Below are 24,916 nucleotides of genomic sequence, written 5' to 3'. Positions count from 1 at the left end.
GACAGTTAGACTATTTCTTGTACAAAGATTCTCTATTTTAATGCATTTACAGGTATAGCGCATCACTACTTAAACCATTATTTAATACCACTAAATGTAATCCCTTGAATAAATGTTTTTTGTAAAAAGAAAAACAAAATAATAATTGGCAATGTCATCATAGTAGATACTGCCATCATAAGGCCCCACTCAGTACCTTTCTGACTTTGGAATTGCTGAAGTCCTAGCGATAATGTATATTGCAAATCGTTTGTTAAGTATATTAATGGTCCCATAAAATCTGTCCAACTCGCCATAAACTGGAATAGACCAACAGCTAATACTGCGGGTTTTGCTAATGGAAGCATAATCTGCCAATATATACGGAACTCACTAGCTCCATCAATTTTTGCAGCGTCTCTTAGAGTATCAGGTAGCCCCCTAAAAAATTGGCGCAATAAAAATATTGAGAAAGGAACTCCAAAGAATGCTGGTACAATTAATGGTAATGATGTTCCTACCCATCCAATCTTATTAAATAGTAAAAATAACGGTATCATTGTAACTTGAGCTGGAATCATCATTACTGCAATCGTAATAATAAACATAGAATTCCGCCCTCGCCATTCCAGTTTTGCAAAACTGTATGCTACTAGAGGACATGAAACAACAACACCTATTGTGCTAAAGACTGTAATTAATACAGTGTTTTTTAAATAAGTGAAAAATGGTATGAACTCTGTAGCTTCAACATAGTTTTCCCAATTAAAAGGCCTAGGAATCCATTCAGGTGGAAATGTAAAAACTTGTGTTATATCCTTCAATGAAGTGGAAAGCATCCACAAAAATGGAATAAGGAAAAAAGCTGATGCCACAATCAAACATGCTTGTGCTGCTATCACTTGAAGCCTCTTTTTTATTTTCGGTTCCATATACACTTTCCTCCTTATTTATCTTGGTAATGTACCCAACGTTTCGAAGAAGCAAATATTATAGCTGTCAAGATCATAATTATCAGGAAAAGGATCCAAGCCATCGCGGAAGCATATCCCATTTTAAAATACTTAAATGCATTATCATATAAATACATGACATAAAACGTCAATGAATTTGCTGGAGTGCCTTGTCCTTGAGTCAATGTATAAGGTAATGTAAATTGTTGAAAAGCAGCTATAACTCCCATAACCAAGTTAAAAAAAATAACTGGCGTCAATAATGGTAATGTAATATGAAATGTTTTCTGGAACCAATTAGCCCCATCAACTTCTGCAGCTTCATAAAAATCTTCTGGAATATCACTTAATCCTGCAAGGTAGATTATTACTGGTTGTCCTATTCCCCACAGTGACATCAAGATCAATGATGGTTTTGACCAAGTCACACTCCCAAGCCAACTTGGACCACTAATACCAACCACGCCCAAAATTTCATTTACTAGACCGAAACCAGGGTTTAAGAGCCACATCCATAATACTGCCAAAGCGACGTGTGGAACAAGAGTGGGTAAAAAGAATATTGTGCGATAAATCCCCATCCCTTTTACTTTCATATTCAAGGCCATCGCTAAAGCAACACCAAAAAATATGCTTAAAGGTACAAAATAGACTGCAAAATAGATTGTATTATATATTGATTTCCAAAATAACTGATCATTGAATAGATCCTTATAATTATTCAATCCAATAAATGTCCCTGGTTGCAATATACTGTAATCCGTAAAACTAAAATATATTGATGCAATTAACGGGTAGGCATAAAACAATATCAAACCTATGAGCCATGGGGATGCAAAGAGTAATCCTGCTGTCGTTGAGCCTTTTAAAAGCTTCCGATTCTTTTGTTTTTGTATTTTCAAAATAGCGCCTCCTTATGTTGAATGACGATCTACTTAATATATTTATGTTTCTTTACTCATCTAATGCTTTACTAACCTTTTCATTTACTTTAATCAAGTTCTCCTCAGGAGTCCCAATACCTCGGATCGAATTTTCTACTGCTGTTGCTAACTCATTCCAATAAAGAGAACCTTCCGTCATTACAGGACGACTATTGGATTCAGGTAGAATATCAATGAATTGTTTAAAGATAGGATCCTCTTTATATCCAATTTCATCGTTTACAGAATCAATTACGGAAAAGCTTGTGTAAATTTCATTGTAAATCTTCTGCGCTACTTCACCACCAAAGAATTCTAAAAACTCCCAGGCAGCTTCTTTGTTTTTTGTTCCCTTTGGCATTACGACCGACCAACCACCAGACCACGTTGCATGATTTGTACCAGATGGTGTAGGTATTGGAAACACTCCATAATTTAAGTCGGGTTTGAACTTCTCGATATTCGCAACTCCAAAATTACCATCAATTTTCATACTGATTTGCTCTGTAAGAAATGGATCCATTGCTCCTGCCCCTTGCGAATCAGTAAATCCGGAAATATCTTCAACATCATACTTTTGCGCAAAATCTGTTATCCACTCCAAAGCTTCAACGTTCTTTGGATCATTGGCTGTTGGTGTATTTGTTTCTTCATCATAAAAGCTTCCTCCGAAAGACCAACCCCAACCATAAAACCACCCTTGACTATACCAAGGAATAAAACCAATTCTTTCAAACCGTTTACCATTTTTAATTGTTAGCTTTTCTGCAGCACGTTCTAGTTCTTCTATAGTTTTTGGAAGATTTTCTGGATCTAATCCTGCCTCTTTAAAATGATCTTTATTATAATAGACTAACCTAGCATCAGTGGTTGTCGGTATTCCATACAATTTCCCATCATAGCTAGCTTCTTCCCATGCAAATGGATAGTATCTATCCTTTGTAATTTCCGCTTCTTCTGCCATGGCTGTCAAATCTTCGAGTGATCCTTGTGATGCCCAAGAATTAATTTCAAACCTGTCAAAATAAGCTACATCCGGAGGATTTCCTCCAGCTATTGCAGTAAGAAGTTTCTCGTTTTGTCCTTCTCCTTGATTTGCTATATATACAGCATTGACTTTTATTGTTGAATTTTGCTTTTCAAACTCTTCGATAACAGCGGCTATTGCATCACCAGATTCACTACCGTATGGGTGCCAAAAAGTAATTGTATCTTTTTCTTCACTATTATCTTTCTCTTGACTTGAAGAGCAGCCTCCCAAAAACATAGAAATGATGATACCAAACATAATACTTGTTATCTTGAATTTACTTTTCACATACAACATTTTAAATGCCCCCTTTTATTCTGGTTTTAACTTCTAAATTATCCGCTATGCGCATTTAATTATTCCGAATATTACCACCTGAATCAATTAACGATATTTTTTTATAATAAAAGACAAGGAGGGGCCTCCTTGTCTTTTATTATTTTTATTTCCCTAGTGCATCATTAACCTTCTTATTAACTTCTTCTAAGTTCTTTTCAGGAGTTCCAATGCTTCGAGTTGAATTTTCAACAGCCTTTGCAAGTTCATTCCAATAAAGTGACCCCTGAGTCATTACTGGACGGCTATTAGACTCAGATAAAATACTAATGAATTCTTTAAATATAGGATCTTCAGCATAGCCAAGATCTATATTCACAGATTCAATCACAGAAAAGTCCCTACTAATTTCGCTGAAAACTTTCTGTCCTTCTTCTTCACCAAAGAACTTAATGAACTCCCATGCTGCATCTTTTTCTTTCGCACCTTTAGGCATAACGACCGACCAACCACCAGACCACGTTTTATGGTCAGCTCCAGATGGAGTAGGTATTGGAAATACTCCGTAATTCAAATCGGGTTTGAACTTCTCAATGGCTGCAACTCCCCAGTTACCGTCTACTTTCATACTAAGCTGGCCAGTAAGGAAAGGATCCATAGCCCCTTCTCCTTGCGAATCCGTAAACCCAGCTATTTCTTCTACATTATATTTTTTTGCATAATCAGTCATCCATTGTAGTGCCTCAATATTCTTTGGATTGTTCGCTGATACACTGTTTGTTTCTGCGTCATAAAAGTCGCCACCAAAAGCCCATCCCCAACCATAGAACCAACCTTGTCCATACCAAGGAATAAAACCTATTCTCTTTATCTTTTTACCATCTTTAATCATTAGCTTTTCAGCTGCACTTTCAAGTTCAGCAATTGATGTAGGCGGATTTTCCGGATCTAAACCAACTTCTTCAAAATGATCTTTGTTATAATAAACTAATCTCGCGTCAGTGGTTGTTGGTATTCCATATACTTTTCCTTCATAAGAGGCTTCCTCCCATGTATAAGGATAATAATTTTCTTTAGTTATACTATCTTTTTCAGCATACGCCGTTAAATCTTCAAGTGAATTCTGAGCAGCCCAAGACGCAATTTCAAATCTATCGAAATAAGCTACATCCGGTGGATTCCCCCCAGCAATTGATGTTAATAATTTTTCATTCTGTCCCTCACCTTGATTTGCAATATACACTGCATCTACTTTAATCTTTGGGTTTGCTTCTTCAAATAGTTCAATAACTTTTCCCACTGCGTCTCCAGTTTGAGCGTTCATGGAATGCCAAAATGTAATGGTAGTTACACCATCCACATTGGAACCTTCCTTTTTATCAGATGAACATCCAACAAGAGCCGTTAAAGTAGTTAAAATAAACACAGAACATATTAATAGGAACCCTCTTTTATTTCTCATCCAATTAAATCCCCCTTTGATTTGTTTTCTTCAAAAAACTGAAAACAAAAATCCACCTCCAATTTCTTTATGTTTCTTTTATATGAAAACAAAATATGAATGAGTTTTACACCATATCTTGTCTTTTTATAATCAGGTGAAATCAAAAAGAAAAGTTTAAGTGACTTCCAAAAAATGTTACTTATACCGAAAGAGTACTATTCATTTCGTTCCTACATTCAAATGAAAACGTTTACATAAATGTTGATGCTTTAATTGCCAATCACTTCTTTGAGTTTATGGATTTGTTTTCAAGTCTAGATTTCTCTAATTAAATTCCACTACACTGACTCTATTCTTAAATATACTTTATAAAATATCGAGAAAGACACTAAGGCAAGTAAGGATCCCATAAATAAAGGAATAATAAACGTTAAATAGTTGAAACTAACATACACAATTAGACCCGTAATTATTCCTAAACCAAGGCTTAAAATAGGACTTCCAATTGTAATTAATATAGAATTTTTTAGTGATTTGAATAATTTTGATTCAAAATGAACGGTAGTAGAAATAAAATGTAGTGTAAAGGCAAGTAAAAATATAAATAAAAAGATGAAAAGATATTTGAATGATTCGCTAACTCGTACAGTGAAATAATAATAATCAACGGCAAATATCAGCCACATGCCCCCAATTATTAAACCACCAGTCATACTTCTTACATAATTCTCTTTATAGTACTTCCAAAAAGAGCGAATAATCGGGATATCTCTCTCATTCATAAACCACCTTCTTATTACAGCAAACATTCCAGTAGTTGCTGGAAAAAATAAGAATGGCATTATAGCAAAAATAATTATACAAATTGCGATAATTTCATTTGTATTTTTCACCATTAGTAAGTTTATTAGCAAGAAAACAATCGGAATATTAAAAATAAACCATAAAAGGTTAACAATTAAATACCGTATTACCCACTCCGAAACATTATATATCATTCCCATAGAACCTTTGGAATCCAATTGATATTCCCCTATTTTCATATTTTTACTTATTCCCCCTTTAAATCCATCCAAAAAACGTAGATTATGTCTAAATATTTACCAATCCACTTGAATAACCACTTCTGCATCAGTAGAGGTCCGTCTAAGATATAGCCGTATATTTCTATTAAAGCAACTGCGCCATAAAGTTCCGACTCTAATGACCTACCATGAGAAACCAAGCTTGTTCCATAATTCCTATTGTGCCTGATTCATAGCCTATTTAAAATATATAAAGATTTTGTAGCAAACCTTAAAGAAGATTACTACTCAAAACATGTGAAAACATACATAAAGGAATCAATTTCACAATTACTTATTTCGTGTATAAAGAGGAACGATATAATTCATCTACCAATTCATTGTCCGTCAATTTTACGGACTACTCTCGTTGATTGTAGCGGAAGATGGCGACTCCTGCGGGAACAGCGCGAGCTGAAGACCCCGCAGGAGTGAAACGACGAGGAGGCTGAAGCCGTGCCCGCGGAAAGCGTCCATCTGAAGCGGAAATCAACATTGTTCGTTATTCCCGTTTAATAATCCTATTATGAAATTGAATCAAATATAAAAAATATAAACGGAGTTTCTAGCCCTCTCATACTGATAACCTAGAAGACATTTAAATAATGGTATCGATTACAATTATTTCGACAGTTGAACTACCTAATATATCTGATTTGACTGAATTGTCGTTATTTTAATTTTACATGATATAAAGATATTGTCAACAAGATTTGTTGACAATGTCATTCTTATTTTATAATTGCAAATAAAAATGTGAAATGACTGATAATGCTATATACAAAGGTCCAATTGTTTAAAAATTATCCTTCAAGGATTGATTGCTATACTGTTCATAGAGCCGATAGAAATGATTATGATAAACCTAAGACTTATTTCCTTTGTCAGGGTAAAACTTCAATAATTTAAAAATAGTGTTAGCAGATAAGAATCGTGGATAAAAGTACATCTGGTCATTTTAAGAGAACGCGGCATTATGTTTGGTAGAATGATGGTAATCATCTTAAGGGCGAGATTACGCAATATGATAATTCTAAACTAACAGCCTCAGAAAAAATTATAGCCAAATATAAAAAATACCACAGCTTAGCTGCGGTATAGTCAATAATTTATACTTGCTGATCTTCTGTTAACTGCATAAGTTTCGAAGTATGCTTCGGATAACTCATTCAATCCAATTACTCTGAATTTCATGATTTATGATTTTCTTTAAACTTCATCCCATAGTCGACGAACATTATCCATGCCCATTTTGGAAGCTTGTTTGCACTCTTCCATTCCTTCAAACTCTACCGATATATAACCTTTAAAACCAGATTCTTTAACAACTTTAATTACTTCTCTCATGTTAATATCCCCGTGGCCAACAATCGTACCTCTTAAATAGTTTCCTGAAGTCGTTTGCATCCAACCTGCCCCGGGATTAAGATGTGCTGGTCGATAGAAAAAGTCTTTAAGATGTACTACAGAAGCATATGCAATATTATTCTTAACCGCAGCAACTGGGTCCTCATCTACACATAAAAAGTTACCAATATCTACTGTTGTTTTAAAGTTCGGACGGTCTACATGGTTTATTAATGATTGTACACGGTCACTTGCTTGGATATAATAGCCGTGATTTTCAACACTCGTTGTTATTCCATATTTATCGGCATAATCTGCAATTTCTCTACAGGCTACTGTTAGCGTAGGTAAGTCAGCTTCGAACTGCTTAATTGTCGTTTCTGGAGTAGGACGTGATGCTACATCATGACGCATGAATTTCACCCCAAGGCGGTTAGCGATATCTACTTCCTTTTTAACGCGGTCAATCTCCGTTTGAAAATCCACTTCACTCTTTGCTATAAAATTAGCACCAATCGCATAATTTGAAATATCAATCCCTACATAACTTGCTTTTTCTCGAATCTCATCTATTAACGATGGATTTTCATCAAAATTGAATCCAAGATTAGGAACTAATTCGATATGTTCTCCACCATGATCTGCGACCCACTGGATAGCCTCTATGATTGACAGATCCCCGCTAGTTAACGCTTTAAATAAACTGTAAGAACTTAAACCAAGTTTCATAGTAACCGTCTCCTTAGCTAGATTATTGAATCCAGTGCCTTACAGGGATAGCCGAAGCCCAAAGACTGGTAGGAAACTACCTGGCTTTGGGCGGGAGACATCCACTAAGCACCGAAGCGTTATTGAATGGGTTTATTAATTCAGCAAATATAGTAATAGAGTTAATTATCTCTAAATCGTAAACTCTTTAATATAAGGTCAAAAATCATATGCAGTATTACTTATGCCCACCACATACCAGTAGGCTGTTCCTCTATTAAGACTGACTTCAAGTTCGTAACTGCACGTGAAAACCCTTCATCAACCGACATTAATGGATCCTCATGTTCAATACTCACGACATAATCATAACCATATGTGCGTAAAGCACTCATCATATCTGACCATTCTTGGATACTATGCCCACACCCAACAGAGCGGAATGTCCAGGCACGTGTTTGCACATTTCCGTAAGGCTGCATATCGGTTAAGCCATACATGTTCACATTCTCCTGGTCAATGAATGTATCTTTGGCATGGAAATGATGTATTGCATTCTCCTTACCTAAAATCTTTATCGCTCCCACGGGATCTATCCCCTGCCACCATAAATGACTGGGATCCAAGTTTGCACCAATAGCTGGAGAAGTTAATTCTCTTAACTTTAACATTGTGTGTGGTGTATGAACTAAAAATCCACCATGCAGTTCTAGACCGATCAAAACATTACTTTCCTCAGCAAGTTGTCCGATTTCTTTCCAGTAGGGAACAAGCTTTTCTTCCCATTGCCATGTTAAAATATCACTATATTCTGTTGGCCATGGAGTTACAGGCCAATTCGGATATTTTGCCTCTTCATGGTCACCAGGTGTTCCAGAAAATGCATTAACAACTGGTACAGCTAGTAAATTTGCGAGCTTAATCGTTTTTCTCAATGCATCATCAGAAGCTTTTGCAAACTCTATTTCCGGAGAAATTGGGTTACCATGGCAACTCAATGCGCTAATCGTTAAACCACGTGAATGCACTTGATCAAGATAGTCTTTTCTTTTGTCCTCACTTGCAAGTAATTCATCCAAATCACAATGGGCATTCCCCGGATATCCCCCTGTACCAATCTCTACTGCTTGCAATCCAGCTGATTGCACATGATCTAGCATATCTTCGAATGTCTTCTCTGAAAATAGCACTGTAAATACGCCTAGTTTCATAATTTCTTTCCCTCCAATTTTTAATTGTAATTTCACGGTTACTTTAATGTAATGATATTGTAAACGATTACATTTATTTTAATAGTAATGCGCTAATTTGTCAATATAGTGTGTCATCTCTTATTTAATCTAACCCTAATAAAAAACAGATTGCTTCCTTCTATTTACTGTTAAGAAACAAGCAATCTGTTTTCCATTTGAGATCTTTGACAATTCGCCTAAACAGCTGCGCAAACTTAAAATTCAGGAATATGAATTTCTACTTCTCTCCCGATTTCTGATGACCTGAATATTCCATCAAGTATTGCTTGGTTGTATAGGATTTCTTCGCCTGGAATTGGAGCAGGTTTATCTTCTTTTATCGCAACAACAAAATCACGGATTTTTGCATCGAAAATATTGATGTCATGTGATTGTAAAGGAACCTCTGTTTCTATATGTTGGCCTTCTTTATCATGGAACATATTAATTGAACCCAGTCCACCATCCCAAACTCCGCTCCATGGACCACTACCAGCAGGCGTTAACTTTAACCCTGCATCCTTTCCAAGGAAAATTGTTGGTCCGAGTGTATCCATATGCATTGCCCAAGATATTTTAAAGTTAAGAATTATGCCGCCTTCTAGACGAATCATCGCAACACCAAAATCTTCAACCTCAAACTTATCTGCTTGCGGATGATACATAGGATTTGTTCCAAAATGATTTGATGTATAGGCAGAGACTGTTAATGGTTTCGGATGACCTAATGCATTAAGTGCTAAATCAAGAGAATAGGTTCCGATATCAGCCATAGCTCCTACACCTGCCAATGCTTTATTGATAAACGTGCCACCTGGCATGCCACGGCGACGGCCACCCCCTACTTCTACATAGTAGACATCTCCAAGTTGTCCTGATTTAACAATATTTGTTACTGTTTGCATATTCGGATCATATCGGGGTTGAAAACCAACCGTGAGTATTTTCCCAGTCTTTTTCGCTACTTGAACCATTTCAATCCCTTGGTCAAGGGTTACGGATAAAGGCTTTTCAACTAGTACATTTTTTCCCGCATGTAATGCATCAATACTTGTCAAATGATGAGCAAAATTTGGTGTACAAATACTAATACCATCTATATCCAAATCGAGCATTTGTTTATGGTCTTCAAATGCTAGCGCACTTTCAATTCCTAATTCATTAATGAATTCCTGCGCTTTCCCTGGTACAACATCTGCTACTCCAACAATTTGAACATCATCCATTGCTAGATAAGCCTTTGCATGACTAACTGCAATTCCACCACTACCAATAATTCCAATTTTAATTACTTTAGTCATCCGTTACTCCTCCAATAAACTTTAAAATTCTTATCCTAAATACGTTGATTGGTTCCATTGAATACCGCTTTTGCGCCTAGGTGATGACTTTAACCATAAGCTAGGTAGCTTCGCTGCATCTATATACCTCATATAATACTTCGACATATATAGTACACTCTAGTAAATAGATAATATCACCGAATTTAGTTTACTTGACCTATGTTTTAATGTCCAGTATGAAATCCTATAATCTTCTAAATAATTATTATACATAGTACATTTGTTTTTATATAGTTCAATCGATACATTCCCTAGCATTTTGTGCTATACTTTTCTAAATGCAATGTAAACGATTACCGAACTTCATAAAATAAAAACGAGGTGTTATAATGCCAACAATTCAAGAAGTTGCTGAGCAAGCAGGTGTTTCTGTTGCTACAGTTTCAAGGGTGATAAATAACCCTATTATTGTTACAGAAAAGACTAGGTTAAAGGTTCAAAATATTATAACTAAATTGAATTATGAACCTAGTGTACTTGGACGAAATTTACGCACATCCGAAAGTAGATTACTTCTTGCACTAATCCCAAGCATTTCAAATCCTTTTTACACGGAGATTATAAATGGGATTGAAGATATTGCAATTGAACATGGCTATAATATTCTTCTTTGCGCAACAGATTCCAATCCAAATAGAGAAGATATTTACTTTAATCTACTTAAAAGTAAATTAGCTGACGGAATCATTTCAATGGATCCGACCGTTAATAAAGCTAAATTGCTTGAACTTGCAAGTAAATACCCCGTCGTCCAGTGCAGTGAATACGATGAAGATGGCAGTATTTCATATGTGACGATTAATAATGAATTAGCCGCTTATCACGCAGTCAGACATTTAATTAAAATCGGTCATAAAAAAATCGCTCTCATCAATTCACATAAGAAGTATTTATATGCACGTGAACGCCGGCAAGGATTTGAGAAAGCTTTAAATGAGTTCGACTTGCCGATAAACACAGATTGGATTTATAATACGGAAAGTCTGGGGTTTGAACAAGGACAGCTAGCAATGCGTCATCTTTTAACAGTAACCGAAAGACCAACCGCTGTCTTTGCTGTATCTGATATACTTGCTATCGGTGCCTTAAAGGAAATTAATACAAAGGGTTTGCATGTTCCAAATGACATCGCTCTAATTGGATTTGATAAAATTAGTTTCTCTAACATGACCCATCCAACGTTGACTACGATTTCACAACCAGGATATAAAATGGGGTCTACATCTGCGACTATGCTCATTGATAAAATTAAAGGTAAAGAAGTAAAAAGTGTTGTCTTAGATCATGAATTGGTTATTCGCGAATCAACATGATGCGGAACAAACGAAAAAAGATTGTAGAAGTATTGTTATACTTCTACAATCTTTTTTCATGTTTATGTGTATATACTAATTCTCTTTAACTCTTTTGCGTTTTGTGCTGCACTTTCAACCGGGTCACCTGTAAAGTCTTCTTGTTCAACAACAAACCAGTCAACTTTATGCTCTTTGCCCGCTTCTATCAACTGGGCAATATCTAGTGTACCTGTGCCAATTTCAGTTGATACAGGCTTGCCATTAACAAGCTTTAAATCTTTAATGTGTAATGAAACACAGCGATCTGCATACTTTTCTATTATTTCAACAGGACTGTTCCCTGCATGTGCAGCCCAAAAACAATCTAACTCCATTTTCACATATTGCGGATTCGTATTTTCATATAATAGGTCAAATCCGGATTTCCCATTATATAAATCAAATTCAAATGCGTGATTATGATAGCCAAATGAAAAACCTGCTTTAGCTACTTTCTCACCGACATTATTAAACAATTCAGCTGTTCGTTTATAATCATCCTCCGTTGTACGCATATCCTCTGGTAGATATGGACAAATCAGTAGACGATTATCTATACCATCATGAAAACTTAATAAGCGATCAAGATCATCCTGTAATTCCTCAATTTGAACATGTGCACCTGCTGCCTTAATTCCTACTTCATCCATTTTAGCTTTTACATCTTTTGCTGTATGGTCAAAGAAACCTGCAAATTGAGCACCTTCATAACCCATACCGGCAACTTTTTCAAGTACACCAAGTAAATCCTGTTCAGCCGCATCTTTAATTGAATACAATTGTAATCCTAACTTCCCCATTAGTTCTTCCTCCTTTAAGTTTCAGATCTTTTCATTGGTAATATTCTGTTCCTTATAACTTAATAGCCCTTTTCAATTCACTTGATTGATATGCAGCTAACGAGACTTCCAGAGATTTGAGTCCATCATAACCGGTGATGGAGGGTTCTCTACCTTCTTTGACACAGTTAACGAAATCAAGAATCAATCCAAAGTCCATATCATTCCCAAAAAATACATGCTCTAAAGACTTGTTACTACTACCAAACACTCTAAAGTGCTCTTTAAACGCGTCAACTTTCACTGTTTGTTTCGTTCCAATCACTTCAATTGTCGCGTCACCCCATGTTGGGTATTCAGTGAAGCGTGACCAACTGGCATCATGTGAAGCAATTACACCATTTTCAAATTCAAACGTAAGAACCCCTGCATCATCAATGTCAATATCATGAAAATAAGAATCAACAAACGCTCTTACCTCGGTTACTTCTTCACCTAAATACCAGCGCATAATATCAAGCATATGAACAGTATGATCGAGTACAGCCCCACCACCTGATTGCTCTTCATCAATAAACCAGCCTCCAGGATTTTGGCCACGGTTTGTTGAACGAAATGCGACAATATCACCAAGTTCACCTTTATCTATCATCTCTTTCAATTGTTGAATTGGTGAGCTAAATCTTACTGGATATGCGATTTGTAGAGTAACATCATTGTCTCCACAAACTTGAATCATTTCTATGGCATCTTCAAGATTGGTTGCAATCGGCTTTTCACATAAGATATGCTTTTTTGCCTTTGCTGCGTTTATAACCATTTCTTTATGTCGATTGTTTTCACTGCAAATAATGACGGCATCCATTTCTTGTGCCAAGAAGTCTGCTTGATTACTGTAATGTATTGTGTTATTGCTCAGCGCGACTTCTTGTCCTCTTTCAACGTTATCATCATAGATGCCAACTAATTCAACATTTGGTATGTTCTTTAATCCATCTGCATAACTATACGCGTGCATATGTGCAAAACTCATCATACCAATTTTCATTTATTTGCACCTCCATTGACAAGCATTTCAAAATGATTTAAACGTTCAATAATCGTCTGATCTACTTTGCGTGCTGTAGCTAAAATGGAGTCAACCGAATAGGTTAACGGCAATGTCGCCTTACTTCCAGGTTGGACTGGCCTCATTTCACCACTGTCAAATTCAATGATTGTCTTAATCCCACTCCATTCAAACTCAATTCGTTCCTGATCAGTAACTGTATACTCAATATGAGCCATAGTTCCGCTACCGAAATACAGCATAATAATGATATAAGCTGGGGTCACAAATTGATCAGTCCGTTTTACGTGGACATCGTGTGGATCGCCTAAAAGTGCTGCTAACACATATAAATCTCCTGCAAGTAATGAAACATCTTCAACATGCTTCACAGTTCGTCTAAAGCGAAAAACACCTTTATGTTTATCTTCTTTACTAATAATCTCCTTCGCCTTTTGGTAAAATGGATAGTTTTCTAAATCAAAATAAACACTTACATTAAGATTTTGATAGTCAGTTGTTAACATAGTTGATGGAATACAAGTTTGATGTGCATCATTCTCTACAGCTTGCAAGTTTTCAACTGTAGCATCTAAAACAATGACCGCTTCGCCGTTTTCACCTTCTCTTATTTGTTCAGCAGACTCTACTACACTTATATTTTCTAAAGTCGTCCTAAAGTCGATCCTGTCAAATTTACTAAGTATAATTTTCGTCAATTTAAAGAGCCTCCTACTTTATTACTAAAGTTCCCTTATAAATAAACTTCTTTTCCTATTTTTGCAGATTCATAAATTGCATTGAGCATTTTCATTACTTCGACACCATCAGCAATAGGTGCAATTGTTTCACGGCCTGATTGACAGCATTCTACAAAATGATTGATTTCATTTGTAAATGATTTTACAAAGTCAAAACCTAAATCATCAATTTGTGGAGTAACATTTAAGATTGTATTATTTTTTTCCAAAACAAGTGCCAATGCAGGCTCAATTTCTGCTCCACCCTTGTCTCCATATACTTTAACTGTTGTTTCATCATCCTTAGCTTGTAGCGTAAAACTAACATCAAAAAAAAGGGATGCTCCATTTTCAAAACGGATGAGTGCATTTGTTAGATCTTCTACATCATTTAACGTTGGATCATAGTCTGCTGCTTTATAAGACGATAGATTTTCAATATGACTACGATTTCCTAATCTGTGATATGTATTCCCACTTACTGAAACGGGACGCGGTTTCCCCATTAAATACCACATAATATCCACTACATGAACGCCTAGGTCTATCAAAGGACCGCCGCCTGATTTTGTTTGATCACTAAACCAACCACCTGGATTTCCCAGTCGTCTCAAGTATGATGCTTTCGCATAATATATTTCACCAAGCTCATCATTATCAATAAATGCCTTTAAGATTTTCACATTATCTGCATGTCGTCTGACAAAACCAACTTGTGCAGTTTTTCCGGACTTATTAGCTGCCACTTCAACTGCGAGTGCTTCTTCGACAGTCATACTTAATGGTTTTTCCACTAAGACATGTTTACCAGCTTCGAGTGCAGCAATAGCAATTTCTGCATGCGAGTTATTCCACGTACAAATACTTACAGCTTCAATTTCCTTATTATTTAATAGTTCCTGATAATTAGTATATAACTGGCTAACACCAAATAATTTCCCTTTCTCAGCTAAGCGCTCTTCATGAATATCACATAATGCGACTAACTCCACTTCCTTGTTTTCCGAATACGGAAGTATATGCATCTCCGAAATTGAACCTACCCCAATAACTCCAACTTTCAACATATAATCTACTCCCTTGAATATTTTTAAAAATAAAAAAGAGCGTTGATCAGCCAGATTTTTATAAACTTAGTTTATAACTAATTTTGCTGATCATGCTCTCTAACTATTAACATACAATTATTTTTTCTTGTCTCAATTATTATAATTAGCTTTTTCAGTCCCACATAACAGTGTACTATTTCACTTGAAATGTATTACAACTCGATCCTGCGTCCTTCATCATGTGATTTCACCGCTGCCTCATTTATTAACGTTAAATTGATGACATCTTCTTTTGTAATCGTTGGTGTTGCCCCTGTTTTAATCGCATTTACCCACTGCACCATTGGCATTGGTAATGCCGGTAATACTTCTGTTAAGTCTTGTGATTTCACATTAGCACTATTGATGTGGATTTTGTCATCACTAATGCGTAACGTCCCTTCCGTTCCATATACCTCTAACTGGAACGGGCTTCCATTTGACACGAAACTTGTTTCAATAATGCCAAGTGCACCTGACTCATAATCTACTAAAAGTGCAGAATTATCATCTACAGTCGTACTGTTTTCTTTATGAAGACGTGCATACACACCCGCTGCTTTTCCAGCTAAGCGATTCGTCAAATAGATTGGATGTGCGCCAAGGTCGATCATAGCTCCCCCACCAGCTTGTTCCTTATCATAGAAACGTGCAGGCAACCATCCATTTTCTTGTCCTTCTGGCGCTACACCACCGTTATGAGCAAAACGACAACGAACCATTGTTACTTTTCCTATCCAACCTTCATTGATTGATTTCTCTGCATACAGGAAGTTATTATCAGTTAGTCTTGGTAAAGAAACCATTAGCTTAACTCCAGCTTCTTGAACGGCTGCATAAATCTCTTCAGTGTCCTGAACCGTAAATGCTAAAACCTTTTCTGTGAAAATATGTTTTTTATGTTTCGCTGCAGCAATGATAACTTCTTTGTGCATATTTGTCGGTGTATTCACGATGACTGCATCAATATCAGGATTAGCTAGGACAGCTTGCAAGTCTTGTTCAAATGGAACGTTTAGCTCTTTTGCCCATCCTTCTCCACGTTCGGCTTCTTCATCCCAGACAAGTTCGATCGACATGTTGTCGTTTTCTTTAACATTACCAGCATAGTCATCCGCATGTACATGCCATCTACTTAATAAGGCTACTTTAATCATCTTTATCACTCTCTTTTCTTTATTTGATATGCCTATCACAAATACTTCTTGACTTAAATAACTCACTTTCAAATCTCGCCATGTTAATACAGACACTTATTAGTCGAAATAAACAGCTTTACCTGTTTTAGCAGACTCATAAATTGCTTCTAAAATTTGAGTTACAACAAAAGCTTCTTCAGGTTTAACAGTTGGTTCTGTGTCATTAATTATGCAGTCAATCCATAAACGCGCCTCAAGATCTGCATTACTTTCTGATGCGCCATCATAATAAGCAACACCACCTGCACCTAATTCTACATTTCTAGTATATAAATTGCCCATGTCTTCTCCATTAATACGCAGACCGTTTTTCATATCCGCCCCACCTTTTGAGCCACTTAGGGAACATTTAGCTTCATCAACATCAAGTGTATTTAATGCCCAACTTGCTTCTAAGGTAATTGTTGCACCGTTTTCCATTGTAATAAAGCCAAATGCCGAGTCTTCGACTTTGAATTTTTCAGGATCCCAAGGTCCCCAAGCATTTGCAGCATTTTCGTTTTTACCTAATACATGATAAACATTACCCATTACAGATTTCGGCTTATAATTATCCATCATCCATAATGTTAGATCAAGTGCATGTGTCCCGATATCAATTAGCGGACCGCCGCCTTGCTTCTCCTCATCAAGGAACACTCCCCAAGTCGGCACAGCACGTCTACGAATTGCATGTGCTTTGGCAAAGTATATGTCTCCTAGGTCGCCACGTCTTGTGATTTTATGCAAGCTCTGACTATCAGGCCTAAAGCGATTGTCATAACCAATTGTAAGCTTTTTACCAGTACGTTTAGCTACCTCGAGCATTTCACGTGCTTCTGCAGATGTTTTTGCCATCGGTTTTTCACATAATACGTGCTTCCCCGCTTCCATTGAAGCAATAGAAATTTCTGCATGAGAGATATTTGGAGTTAAAACATGAATAACATCAATTGATTCATCTTTTAATAATTCCTGATAATCCTTATAAACCTTTGCATTTTCAGTTCCATATTGTTTAGCAGCTTTTTCAGCCTTTTCTACTTCAATATCACAAAATGCAACAAGTTCAACGTTCTTTAGTTTACTTAAGCTTGGGAGGTGCTTACCATTTGCAATCCCTCCACACCCAACAATACCCAGTTTCACTTTTTTAGTCATTTTCATATCCCCCTATAGTTAATTTTCATAGACTCTCAGCATTCCCTTGGTCAGCAGTCAAAGTATTTTCTCAAGACGTTCTGACGTGCTACCATCCACACTTTAAATATACATACAATTGCAATGTTCCCTTTGCTTTCAAAAAACTGACTACTAAGCGCTTACATGCAATGTAATGGATTACATTATTCTTTTTTTAAAAAAGATGCCTGCATTTATTAGTAATCATGTTTAAAGACTTTAAAAAGAATATTACAATTTCATTGTAATCGTTTTCAGTATATTTCGCAAGTAATACTCAAAGAATTACAATTCGAGATTATGAAGCAGATTTCAAGTATTACTAAATCGTCAATTCATTTTATTTATATGTCAGGAATTCCTACCTTCAATTTGCATGAATGCCCTATTTGCGAACCACATGGATGGAAAAGCAATCAGAGGAGCACCGGCAACCACAAAGAAAAACGGGAATAGATTAAAGAAAAAATATAATGGAACAAAACTAATAATCATTGCGAATGTTTCTAGGGGTCTACTTATGGAAAGATAGAATGACTTTCTGAACTGTTCAAACGGTTTCATATTATAGCGTGCAAAAACAGGGAAAAAGTATAGCAAGAAGATAAAGTAAAAAAAGGAAATTACCATTATTAGAAAATGAAGTACCGGTATTCCTATTTCTAATTTCGAGATAGTATAATCATAGTACAAAAATATACCTATACCAATCAATGCAATACCAAGTCCATTAGATTTTAAGAAATCTGCTCTATAACTCTTGTAAAAAGTATCAAATATAGGTATATTTGGATCTTTTTCGATCCATTTGCGAATCACGTAAAACATTGCCGTTGTAGCTGGCATAATTCCAAATGCTACAAGTCCGAGTATAGTAAATACAATCCATAGAATTTGAAGATAGACCAATTTAGCAAGCCAATTTCCGATTGTCATTATCTTCTCAACAATATTACCAATCATCATGATTTCACCTCCAAAATAGTAATACTTTTAAGAACGGAACCTGTTCTATTATAATCACAATTTTATTTTTTGTCAATATTACGATTAATAATACAATTTAAAATGTGTGGCCCCAGTTCTTAACTGGAGCCACACATTAATAATTTCATCCTATTCTCATCAAACAGTTGGTAGTCGTTTAATAAATAAATAAGTAAGCACTCTTCATTAATTTGACAGGTAACTTTGATAGGCATCATTATATAATTCAACGAGTCTATCAACTTTCATTTTTTTAATCGTTTCTACATATTTATCCCAATTTTCCATTGGTTCTGCTCCAGAGATAAACTTCGCTTCCATTTGTAATACATATGGATCTAAATCCGTTCTGATTCGATTGATTTCCTTTTGTTCATCTGCTGTTACAAATAATTGTGGTAATGGTACATGCCCTACTGAATGAATTTTTTCTACTGTTTCTTCCCTAACCCAATCTGGGAACTCACTCTCACCAGCCCACTCTAAATCGAAAGCAAGCTTCGGTGTTGCAATTCCGTAATCAGGCGTAAGCGATCCGCGCCAATCTTCGGCTGAAATAAATTCAGTTGGTTTTTCATTCTGTTTTCTAATCGTTTTTTCTTCATTTGCAAAGTCCCATAAAATACCCTCTGGTCCTTTATTGAATAACGTATAGCCCTCTTCTGAATAAAGATAATCAACCCATCGAATACTCGCTGCTGGGTTCTTGTTAATATCAGTGATCGCAAATGCACCAGGCGAAATGCCTTCGCTCATTGGGATTGTAGGTACTTCAACTAGGTCACTTGTAATTGGTTTCATCATTGGGTTTTCAGTACCATCTACTGGTGTTCCTAATGTGAAGAATGGGAACCAGTCGGCAAACAGTCCTATCCTATTGTCTACACCTTTACCTTTTTTCTGTTCGCTAGTTTGTGAGAAACTCTCTGAGTCGAAAAGCTTTTCATCATAAAGCATCTTCATATATTCTAAGTATGCTTTATAACCAGGTTGCATACGGCTGTATTTAACTTCCCCGTCAACTGCATAGGCACCAGTAGAGCTATCAAGTACACCAAATGCCCCTAAAAAGAACTGTCTGATATCGTCCATTCCATTTGCTGTTAATGGAATTTCATCTGCTTTTCCATTACCATTTGGATCTTCATCTCTCATTCGTTTTAATAATTCATACAGTTCATCAGTTGTTTCCGGTAATTCAGTTACTTCAAGTGCCTCCAAAAATGTATTATTGTACCATAATGGTCCACGATACCAATTATCACCTTTTGCTACCTGCGGGAGTGCGTAGATATGGCCGTCCCTTGCTGTAATTCCTTTCTTTACATCCGGATGTTCTTCAAACATTTTTTTAATATTTGGTGCGTATTTCTCAATTAAATCTTCAAGCGGGATCAAAGTTCCTTGACCTCCATTTTTAATTTGCTCTTCATTGGAAAGATCAGCCGCAAACAATATTTCACTATAATCTCCACTCGCAAACATTAAGTTTTTCTGTGTAGCTAGACTATCTAGATTCGGAGTCCTGAAATCAAATTTGATATTTGTTTTTTCTTCCATCGCCTTGAAAAACGCCATCTCCTTCCAATCTGTTTGACCAACTTTCGTACCAAACATTGAAATTGTAACTGGTTCATCTACTATTGGATATCCTTCGGCATTAAAATTAGCGTCTGGTTCAGTCGATATTTTCACTTTCTCTTTATCATTTGGACCACAAGCTGCTAGCATACTAATTAATAATGTGAAAACGAATAAAATCTTAAGTTTTCTCAATTTAACACACTCCTTCTATTAAAATTAGTTACTTTTAGTTAAATATTGATAACGATAATAGATTTTTATCCGGTAGTTGTTTCAGCCGCCTCGACAACTAATCCATGCATAGTTTTCAGCCCTTTACTGAGCCGATCATAACACCTTGAACAAAAAAGCGTTGCATGAATGGATATACGATAATGAGCGGTAGTGTCGCAACTATCATGACTGCGTATTTCATAATTGCTGCTATATTAGCTTGGTTCTGAAGTGCAGCACCATCCAAGTTATTCACATTTGTTGACATCTCTTGAAGTACTAAAATCTCACGTAAAACTAATTGTAATGGATATTTACTCGTATCTGATATATAAATCATTGCGTTGAAATATGAGTTCCAATGATCCACACCATAAAACAAGGCCATTACAGCAATAATAGGTGTAGAGAGAGGTAAGACGACTTTTCCAAAGAAATGTAAAATCGATGCACCATCAATCTTAGCTGCGTCCTCTAAATCCTCTGGGATTGTATACTGGAAAAATGTACGACAAACGATAATATGCCAAACAGTTGCAGCGTTTGGTAGTACGAGTGCCCAAACTGTATTCATAAGACCTAGGTTTTTAACTAATAAATATGATGGAATCAATCCACCACTAAGGAACATTGTAACCACAAACATTGTCATGAAAAAATTACGGCCGATAAACCCTCTCCTTGATAATGCAAAAGCGGCTGGCAAAGTCACCAGTAAGTTAATAAATGTACCTAATACAGTATAAAAGATAGTGTTTTTATAACCATTCCAAATCTGTGGGTTATTAAAAACACGTTGATACCCCTCGAAAGTAATATCGATAGGATAAAGCCACATTCTCCCAGAATTCACCGCTGCGGGATCACTTATGGATGCGCTTAAAATGAAAATCAAGGGATATAAAACTACAACCATTGCCACTGTAAGTATGGAATAATTGAAAATTTTAAATATCCTATCACGTTTCGTTTCTTTGATAGCTGTATTCATAATAGATATCCCTCCTTTTACCAAAGACTAGTTTCATTTGTTTTTCTAGCAATATAGTTCACACTTACTAATAAAATGGCATTTATAATTGCGTTGAATAATCCAACTGCTGTCGAGAAGCTATACTCCCCATCTAACAATCCCGCTCGGTAAACAAATGTTGCTATAACCTCTGAAGATTCCATATTCAACGGATTTTGTAATAACAAGATTTTTTCAAATCCTACCGCTAGCAAGCTACCCGTATTTAGTATGAGTAAAATCACCATTGTTGGGAAGATTGCTGGGATATTAATATGCCAAATTCTTTCTAATCTTGTTGCACCATCAACTATTGCTGCCTCATGTTGTTGCGGGTCAACTCCCGCTAAGGCTGCCAAATAAATGATTGTTCCCCACCCTGCATTTTGCCAAACTCCTGAAAAGACAAAAACGGTCTTGAACCATTTCGGATCTTCCATAAACGCTATTGGCTCAACTCCAAATAACCCCAAAAACTCATTTACTAAACCCGAAGATGGTGACAAAAATGTTATTATAATCCCTGCCATTACAACTACTGATATAAAGTGAGGTGCATATGTAATTGTTTGAATGCCCCGCTTATATAACCCATCTTTGGCTTCATTTAGCGATAGCGCTAATAATATCGGGAGCGGGAAGCCTACTATTAATGAGTAAACACTTATCCCAAGCGTATTTTTAATTAGATCCCAGAAATAGTAAGAATTAAAGAACGCTATAAAGTGCTCAAAACCAACCCAAGGGCTTCCCGCAATACCCAACGAGGGTGTAAAGTCTTTAAAGGCAATTTGAACACCATACATGGGTACATAGTGGAATATTAGGAAGTAAAGAAAAGCCGGTAATATAAACAGGTATAACTGCCACGATTGTATAGCTTGGCGCCACTTACTTCTTCTAATACTTTTTTTCACTGCTTTCTCTGGACTTTGCTTACCCTTATATGTAATCGTTTTCATTAATTTTGAAACCTCCTTTTGAATTCCCAGAAAAAATAATAATCTCTTTTGATGTTTATTCAACTATCTGTCACAAGGTATATACATAGAATTCCGAAGCAAACCTTCATAACTGAAACTCAAATCATATGAACATATACCTGAATTTCAAGAAATGATACAGCTTTTTTAGCAAAATAAAGTTAATAACATAATGAAGTCCCTTATAATGTTATCGATTACAATTTCATTTAAAAAATAATAAATGACACTTTTCACTTTATCTAACTTATCTGTATTCTCATTTTTACATGAAATACATTCAATGTCAACTAGTTATGAAAATGGAAATGAAAGAATACTAGATACCTACACTAATTAAGAAACGGTTTGAATTTCCAAAAATAATATTACTGGTATTTTTACTGATCACTGAACAATTTGTAATTAAAAATCAATCGAACCCATAAAAAACCTAAGCCACCCCATGATTACTACATATGTTATTCATTCAACAGTTGAAATTTAGGTGATTTAAAAATCAGTTTTTTTATGCATTAACAAAATAAGACACCTTTCCTATATGCCGATGTTTATATTGTCTTCTTACATCGTAACAGTATCGGTGTCTTTTTCCGTGTCTTTTTCTGTACGTTTTTTGGAACTAGGTGCTCAACAAATCTCTCCAAATTCTGTACTTATTCTCTATTCTTTACTCCATACCCTCAAATGCAACTTTGAAATAACCATCTTATTCTGAACTCATTACGAGTTTCATAATTTCCCAGATATTGATATCACCGTGTCCTACACATTTCAAAGAATTCTATATTCGTCCTTACTATAAAAATCCAGGTATTGAAGAAGGATTTCATACAGTGAATGATAACTATTTGCATGGCTCAATTGTAGTAGCCACATTTAGAATATTTTTTCTAACGCCCACTAATGGATCTTCATCAATACAAAGAAAATTCCCAACATCTAACGTTGTTTTGATGTTTTTTCGGTTGACTGCATGGATGATACTTTGAACCCGATATCTTGATTGAACATTGAAACCATGGTTTTCTATTGTTGTCGTGCTCGAAAAACTTAGCTGCATAAACAGCCGTAACTGACTGCCTTTAACCATTTTTGGAAAATGCTCATTAAAGTAGTTGTTGTTTTTTCTTCAAGTCTTAATGTGAATGCTGTGTCAACATGGAGCATGATTTTAATGCCCATACTGTTTACGATTTCAACACGCGCTTATAGACGTTCAACCTCTGCTAGAAAAGTTTATTCCGTTTCCTAAACAAAATTCCCAGTTAATTAATATGTTGTTAATAGAATAATCTACTAATTCTATTAATCCTTATCGGCGTCTCATGAAATGCGACGCAATAAAATTTTGAAGACAAAATTATTAATTGTTCTACTATTCCAATCAACTTATGAGGAGCTTCATGAACCAACTCCATATATATTTCCCCTCAGTCCACCTTCGGTAAATGAAGGGATGCAGCACCTAATAATCCCGCTTTGTTTCCAAGAGTGGCCTTCACTATTTCAACTTCTGAAAAACTTGCTATAATCAATTCTTTTACTTTAGTTGTTACTAGAGACACCAATCTTTCTTGCTCCATCACGCCACCACCAATAATAATTGCAGGAGGATTAAAGATATGGGTTAACGAAACGAGGCCATAAGCTACTTCAAGCACCCAGTCATTAAGCACTTTCTCTAGTAGTACATCACCTTGATCAAGACCTTCAAAAACCTTTCGTCCGCTCGCATACTTATTATCGAGCTCCATTGCTTTTTTTACTAATGCCGTAGTAGATCCATACATCTCGTAACATCCTACACATCCACAATTACACTTCTTGCCTCCTGGATGCAAAATTAGATGACCAAATTCGCCTGCGCCTCCATTAAGACCCTTATAAACAGTGGAATCAGTTACAATTGCGCCACCTATACCTGTTCCGTAAGTTAAGCATAAGAAATCGTTAAATTTCTTACCAGCACCAAAATACTTTTCCCCTAAAGCAGCCGCATTCACGTCGTTTTCTACTTTAACAGGGACACCGAACTTATCTTCAAAAATAGATTTCACGTTCATCCCCGTATAATTCGGAAAGTTTTCATTCGCATAAATGATAGATCCTTCTTCGCTATTTACTTGACTAGCCGTACTAATACCAATGGCATCAAATCCTGTATATGCCCCAATAATCTTCTCGATTATATTATCAATTAAGTGTGGTCCACCCTTTTCAGCTTCAGAATCGAATTCTTTAAACTCAGTGGAATTCCCTTGTTCATCAGACAAGCACATTTTTATTGATGTCCCACCAATATCTACTGCTACTATTTTCATATGTTCCATCCTTACATCTATTATTTTTTATGCAATAAAACTATTTGAACTTGTTCGCCAATTAACTGTAGCATAAGATTTCAATTCTATCCAGCTACCTTTTTCCAGTTTTAATGTGCATCCAGGTGTTCGCGCAATTATTTAATGCTCACAATTATTGATTTC

Annotated in this window: 20 protein-coding genes; 1 reads left to right on the top strand and 19 read right to left on the bottom strand. The window is 35.9% G+C overall.

What is annotated here, in order from left to right:
• Positions 1 to 77: 77 nt before the first annotated feature.
• From FQ087_RS04495 to FQ087_RS04460, 8 genes are all read right to left on the bottom strand, one after another.
• Complete coding sequence (locus FQ087_RS04495) at positions 78 to 911, bottom strand: carbohydrate ABC transporter permease (RefSeq protein ID WP_149579335.1); 834 nt, start codon at positions 909 to 911, stop codon at positions 78 to 80.
• A gap of 14 nt (positions 912 to 925) precedes the next feature.
• Positions 926 to 1,834: a carbohydrate ABC transporter permease gene (locus FQ087_RS04490; protein WP_255452142.1), complete on the bottom strand. Its 909-nt coding sequence runs from the start codon at positions 1,832 to 1,834 to the stop codon at positions 926 to 928.
• Positions 1,835 to 1,886: 52 nt separating this feature from the next.
• Positions 1,887 to 3,182: an ABC transporter substrate-binding protein gene (locus FQ087_RS04485; protein ID WP_255452141.1), complete on the bottom strand. Its 1,296-nt coding sequence runs from the start codon at positions 3,180 to 3,182 to the stop codon at positions 1,887 to 1,889.
• A gap of 145 nt (positions 3,183 to 3,327) precedes the next feature.
• The gene (locus FQ087_RS04480) at positions 3,328 to 4,623 is read right to left on the bottom strand and encodes an ABC transporter substrate-binding protein (RefSeq protein WP_149579333.1); all 1,296 of its coding nucleotides are present in this window, start codon (positions 4,621 to 4,623) and stop codon (positions 3,328 to 3,330) included.
• A 320-nt stretch (positions 4,624 to 4,943) separates the two neighbouring features.
• Complete coding sequence (locus FQ087_RS04475; protein ID WP_149579332.1) at positions 4,944 to 5,648, bottom strand: YesL family protein; 705 nt, start codon at positions 5,646 to 5,648, stop codon at positions 4,944 to 4,946.
• Between the two features lie 1,230 nt (positions 5,649 to 6,878).
• Positions 6,879 to 7,745, bottom strand: a complete 867-nt coding sequence (locus FQ087_RS04470) for a sugar phosphate isomerase/epimerase family protein (protein ID WP_149579331.1) — start codon at positions 7,743 to 7,745, stop codon at positions 6,879 to 6,881.
• A 221-nt stretch (positions 7,746 to 7,966) separates the two neighbouring features.
• Positions 7,967 to 8,935 (bottom strand): sugar phosphate isomerase/epimerase family protein, encoded by a 969-nt coding sequence (locus FQ087_RS04465; RefSeq protein ID WP_149579330.1) that lies wholly within the window; start codon positions 8,933 to 8,935, stop codon positions 7,967 to 7,969.
• Positions 8,936 to 9,171: 236 nt separating this feature from the next.
• Positions 9,172 to 10,257, bottom strand: coding sequence for a Gfo/Idh/MocA family protein (locus tag FQ087_RS04460; protein ID WP_149579329.1), 1,086 nt, complete (start codon positions 10,255 to 10,257; stop codon positions 9,172 to 9,174).
• 371 nt (positions 10,258 to 10,628) lie between these two features.
• On the opposite strand from FQ087_RS04460, the gene FQ087_RS04455 reads away from it, so the two are divergent.
• Positions 10,629 to 11,612 carry a LacI family DNA-binding transcriptional regulator gene (locus FQ087_RS04455; protein ID WP_149579328.1) on the top strand — a complete coding sequence of 328 codons (984 nt, stop codon included), beginning with the start codon at positions 10,629 to 10,631 and terminating at the stop codon, positions 11,610 to 11,612.
• 62 nt (positions 11,613 to 11,674) lie between these two features.
• Here FQ087_RS04455 and FQ087_RS04450 read toward each other — a convergent pair whose 3' ends face one another.
• The 11 genes from FQ087_RS04450 to FQ087_RS04400 form a co-directional block, all read right to left on the bottom strand.
• On the bottom strand, positions 11,675 to 12,433 hold the full coding sequence (locus tag FQ087_RS04450) for a sugar phosphate isomerase/epimerase family protein (RefSeq protein ID WP_149579327.1): 759 nt from the start codon (positions 12,431 to 12,433) through the stop codon (positions 11,675 to 11,677).
• A gap of 52 nt (positions 12,434 to 12,485) precedes the next feature.
• Complete coding sequence (locus FQ087_RS04445; RefSeq protein ID WP_149579326.1) at positions 12,486 to 13,460, bottom strand: Gfo/Idh/MocA family protein; 975 nt, start codon at positions 13,458 to 13,460, stop codon at positions 12,486 to 12,488.
• Complete coding sequence (locus FQ087_RS04440; RefSeq protein WP_149579325.1) at positions 13,457 to 14,179, bottom strand: hypothetical protein; 723 nt, start codon at positions 14,177 to 14,179, stop codon at positions 13,457 to 13,459. The genes FQ087_RS04445 and FQ087_RS04440 overlap by 4 nt, the downstream gene beginning before the upstream one ends.
• 35 nt (positions 14,180 to 14,214) lie before the next feature.
• Positions 14,215 to 15,267, bottom strand: coding sequence for a Gfo/Idh/MocA family protein (locus tag FQ087_RS04435; protein ID WP_149579324.1), 1,053 nt, complete (start codon positions 15,265 to 15,267; stop codon positions 14,215 to 14,217).
• A 194-nt stretch (positions 15,268 to 15,461) separates the two neighbouring features.
• Entirely contained in the window at positions 15,462 to 16,445 is a 984-nt protein-coding gene (locus tag FQ087_RS04430; RefSeq protein WP_149579323.1) for a Gfo/Idh/MocA family protein, read from the bottom strand.
• A 99-nt stretch (positions 16,446 to 16,544) separates the two neighbouring features.
• The gene (locus tag FQ087_RS04425; protein WP_149579322.1) at positions 16,545 to 17,627 is read right to left on the bottom strand and encodes a Gfo/Idh/MocA family protein; all 1,083 of its coding nucleotides are present in this window, start codon (positions 17,625 to 17,627) and stop codon (positions 16,545 to 16,547) included.
• Between the two features lie 372 nt (positions 17,628 to 17,999).
• The gene (locus tag FQ087_RS04420; protein WP_149579321.1) at positions 18,000 to 18,614 is read right to left on the bottom strand and encodes a YesL family protein; all 615 of its coding nucleotides are present in this window, start codon (positions 18,612 to 18,614) and stop codon (positions 18,000 to 18,002) included.
• 207 nt (positions 18,615 to 18,821) lie between these two features.
• The gene (locus FQ087_RS04415; RefSeq protein ID WP_255452140.1) at positions 18,822 to 20,411 is read right to left on the bottom strand and encodes an extracellular solute-binding protein; all 1,590 of its coding nucleotides are present in this window, start codon (positions 20,409 to 20,411) and stop codon (positions 18,822 to 18,824) included.
• A 115-nt stretch (positions 20,412 to 20,526) separates the two neighbouring features.
• Positions 20,527 to 21,423 carry a carbohydrate ABC transporter permease gene (locus FQ087_RS04410; protein WP_149579320.1) on the bottom strand — a complete coding sequence of 299 codons (897 nt, stop codon included), beginning with the start codon at positions 21,421 to 21,423 and terminating at the stop codon, positions 20,527 to 20,529.
• A 17-nt stretch (positions 21,424 to 21,440) separates the two neighbouring features.
• Positions 21,441 to 22,406, bottom strand: a complete 966-nt coding sequence (locus tag FQ087_RS04405) for an ABC transporter permease (RefSeq protein ID WP_149579319.1) — start codon at positions 22,404 to 22,406, stop codon at positions 21,441 to 21,443.
• 1,454 nt (positions 22,407 to 23,860) lie between these two features.
• Positions 23,861 to 24,751, bottom strand: a complete 891-nt coding sequence (locus tag FQ087_RS04400) for an ROK family protein (RefSeq protein WP_149579318.1) — start codon at positions 24,749 to 24,751, stop codon at positions 23,861 to 23,863.
• Positions 24,752 to 24,916 lie beyond the last annotated feature (165 nt).

This window comes from Sporosarcina sp. ANT_H38 (assembly GCF_008369195.1).
Lineage (GTDB): Bacteria > Bacillota > Bacilli > Bacillales_A > Planococcaceae > Sporosarcina.
This window is presented reverse-complemented; position numbering and strand designations above follow the sequence as displayed.

What these genes read in the sequence shown, in the direction of transcription:
- FQ087_RS04430 (WP_149579323.1), bottom strand. Translation starts at nt 16,445, where the DNA reads ATGATTAAAGTAGCCTTATTAAGTAGATGGCATGTACATGCGGATGAC.
- FQ087_RS04425 (WP_149579322.1), bottom strand. Translation starts at nt 17,627, where the DNA reads ATGACTAAAAAAGTGAAACTGGGTATTGTTGGGTGTGGAGGGATTGCA.
- FQ087_RS04450 (WP_149579327.1), bottom strand. Translation starts at nt 12,433, where the DNA reads ATGGGGAAGTTAGGATTACAATTGTATTCAATTAAAGATGCGGCTGAA.
- FQ087_RS04410 (WP_149579320.1), bottom strand. Translation starts at nt 21,423, where the DNA reads ATGAATACAGCTATCAAAGAAACGAAACGTGATAGGATATTTAAAATT.
- FQ087_RS04460 (WP_149579329.1), bottom strand. Translation starts at nt 10,257, where the DNA reads ATGACTAAAGTAATTAAAATTGGAATTATTGGTAGTGGTGGAATTGCA.
- FQ087_RS04470 (WP_149579331.1), bottom strand. Translation starts at nt 7,745, where the DNA reads ATGAAACTTGGTTTAAGTTCTTACAGTTTATTTAAAGCGTTAACTAGC.
- FQ087_RS04445 (WP_149579326.1), bottom strand. Translation starts at nt 13,460, where the DNA reads ATGAAAATTGGTATGATGAGTTTTGCACATATGCACGCGTATAGTTAT.
- FQ087_RS04435 (WP_149579324.1), bottom strand. Translation starts at nt 15,267, where the DNA reads ATGTTGAAAGTTGGAGTTATTGGGGTAGGTTCAATTTCGGAGATGCAT.
- FQ087_RS04400 (WP_149579318.1), bottom strand. Translation starts at nt 24,751, where the DNA reads ATGAAAATAGTAGCAGTAGATATTGGTGGGACATCAATAAAAATGTGC.
- FQ087_RS04405 (WP_149579319.1), bottom strand. Translation starts at nt 22,406, where the DNA reads ATGAAAACGATTACATATAAGGGTAAGCAAAGTCCAGAGAAAGCAGTG.
- FQ087_RS04480 (WP_149579333.1), bottom strand. Translation starts at nt 4,623, where the DNA reads ATGAGAAATAAAAGAGGGTTCCTATTAATATGTTCTGTGTTTATTTTA.
- FQ087_RS04455 (WP_149579328.1), top strand. Translation starts at nt 10,629, where the DNA reads ATGCCAACAATTCAAGAAGTTGCTGAGCAAGCAGGTGTTTCTGTTGCT.
- FQ087_RS04465 (WP_149579330.1), bottom strand. Translation starts at nt 8,935, where the DNA reads ATGAAACTAGGCGTATTTACAGTGCTATTTTCAGAGAAGACATTCGAA.
- FQ087_RS04485 (WP_255452141.1), bottom strand. Translation starts at nt 3,182, where the DNA reads ATGTTGTATGTGAAAAGTAAATTCAAGATAACAAGTATTATGTTTGGT.
- FQ087_RS04475 (WP_149579332.1), bottom strand. Translation starts at nt 5,648, where the DNA reads ATGAAAATAGGGGAATATCAATTGGATTCCAAAGGTTCTATGGGAATG.
- FQ087_RS04420 (WP_149579321.1), bottom strand. Translation starts at nt 18,614, where the DNA reads ATGATGATTGGTAATATTGTTGAGAAGATAATGACAATCGGAAATTGG.
- FQ087_RS04495 (WP_149579335.1), bottom strand. Translation starts at nt 911, where the DNA reads ATGGAACCGAAAATAAAAAAGAGGCTTCAAGTGATAGCAGCACAAGCA.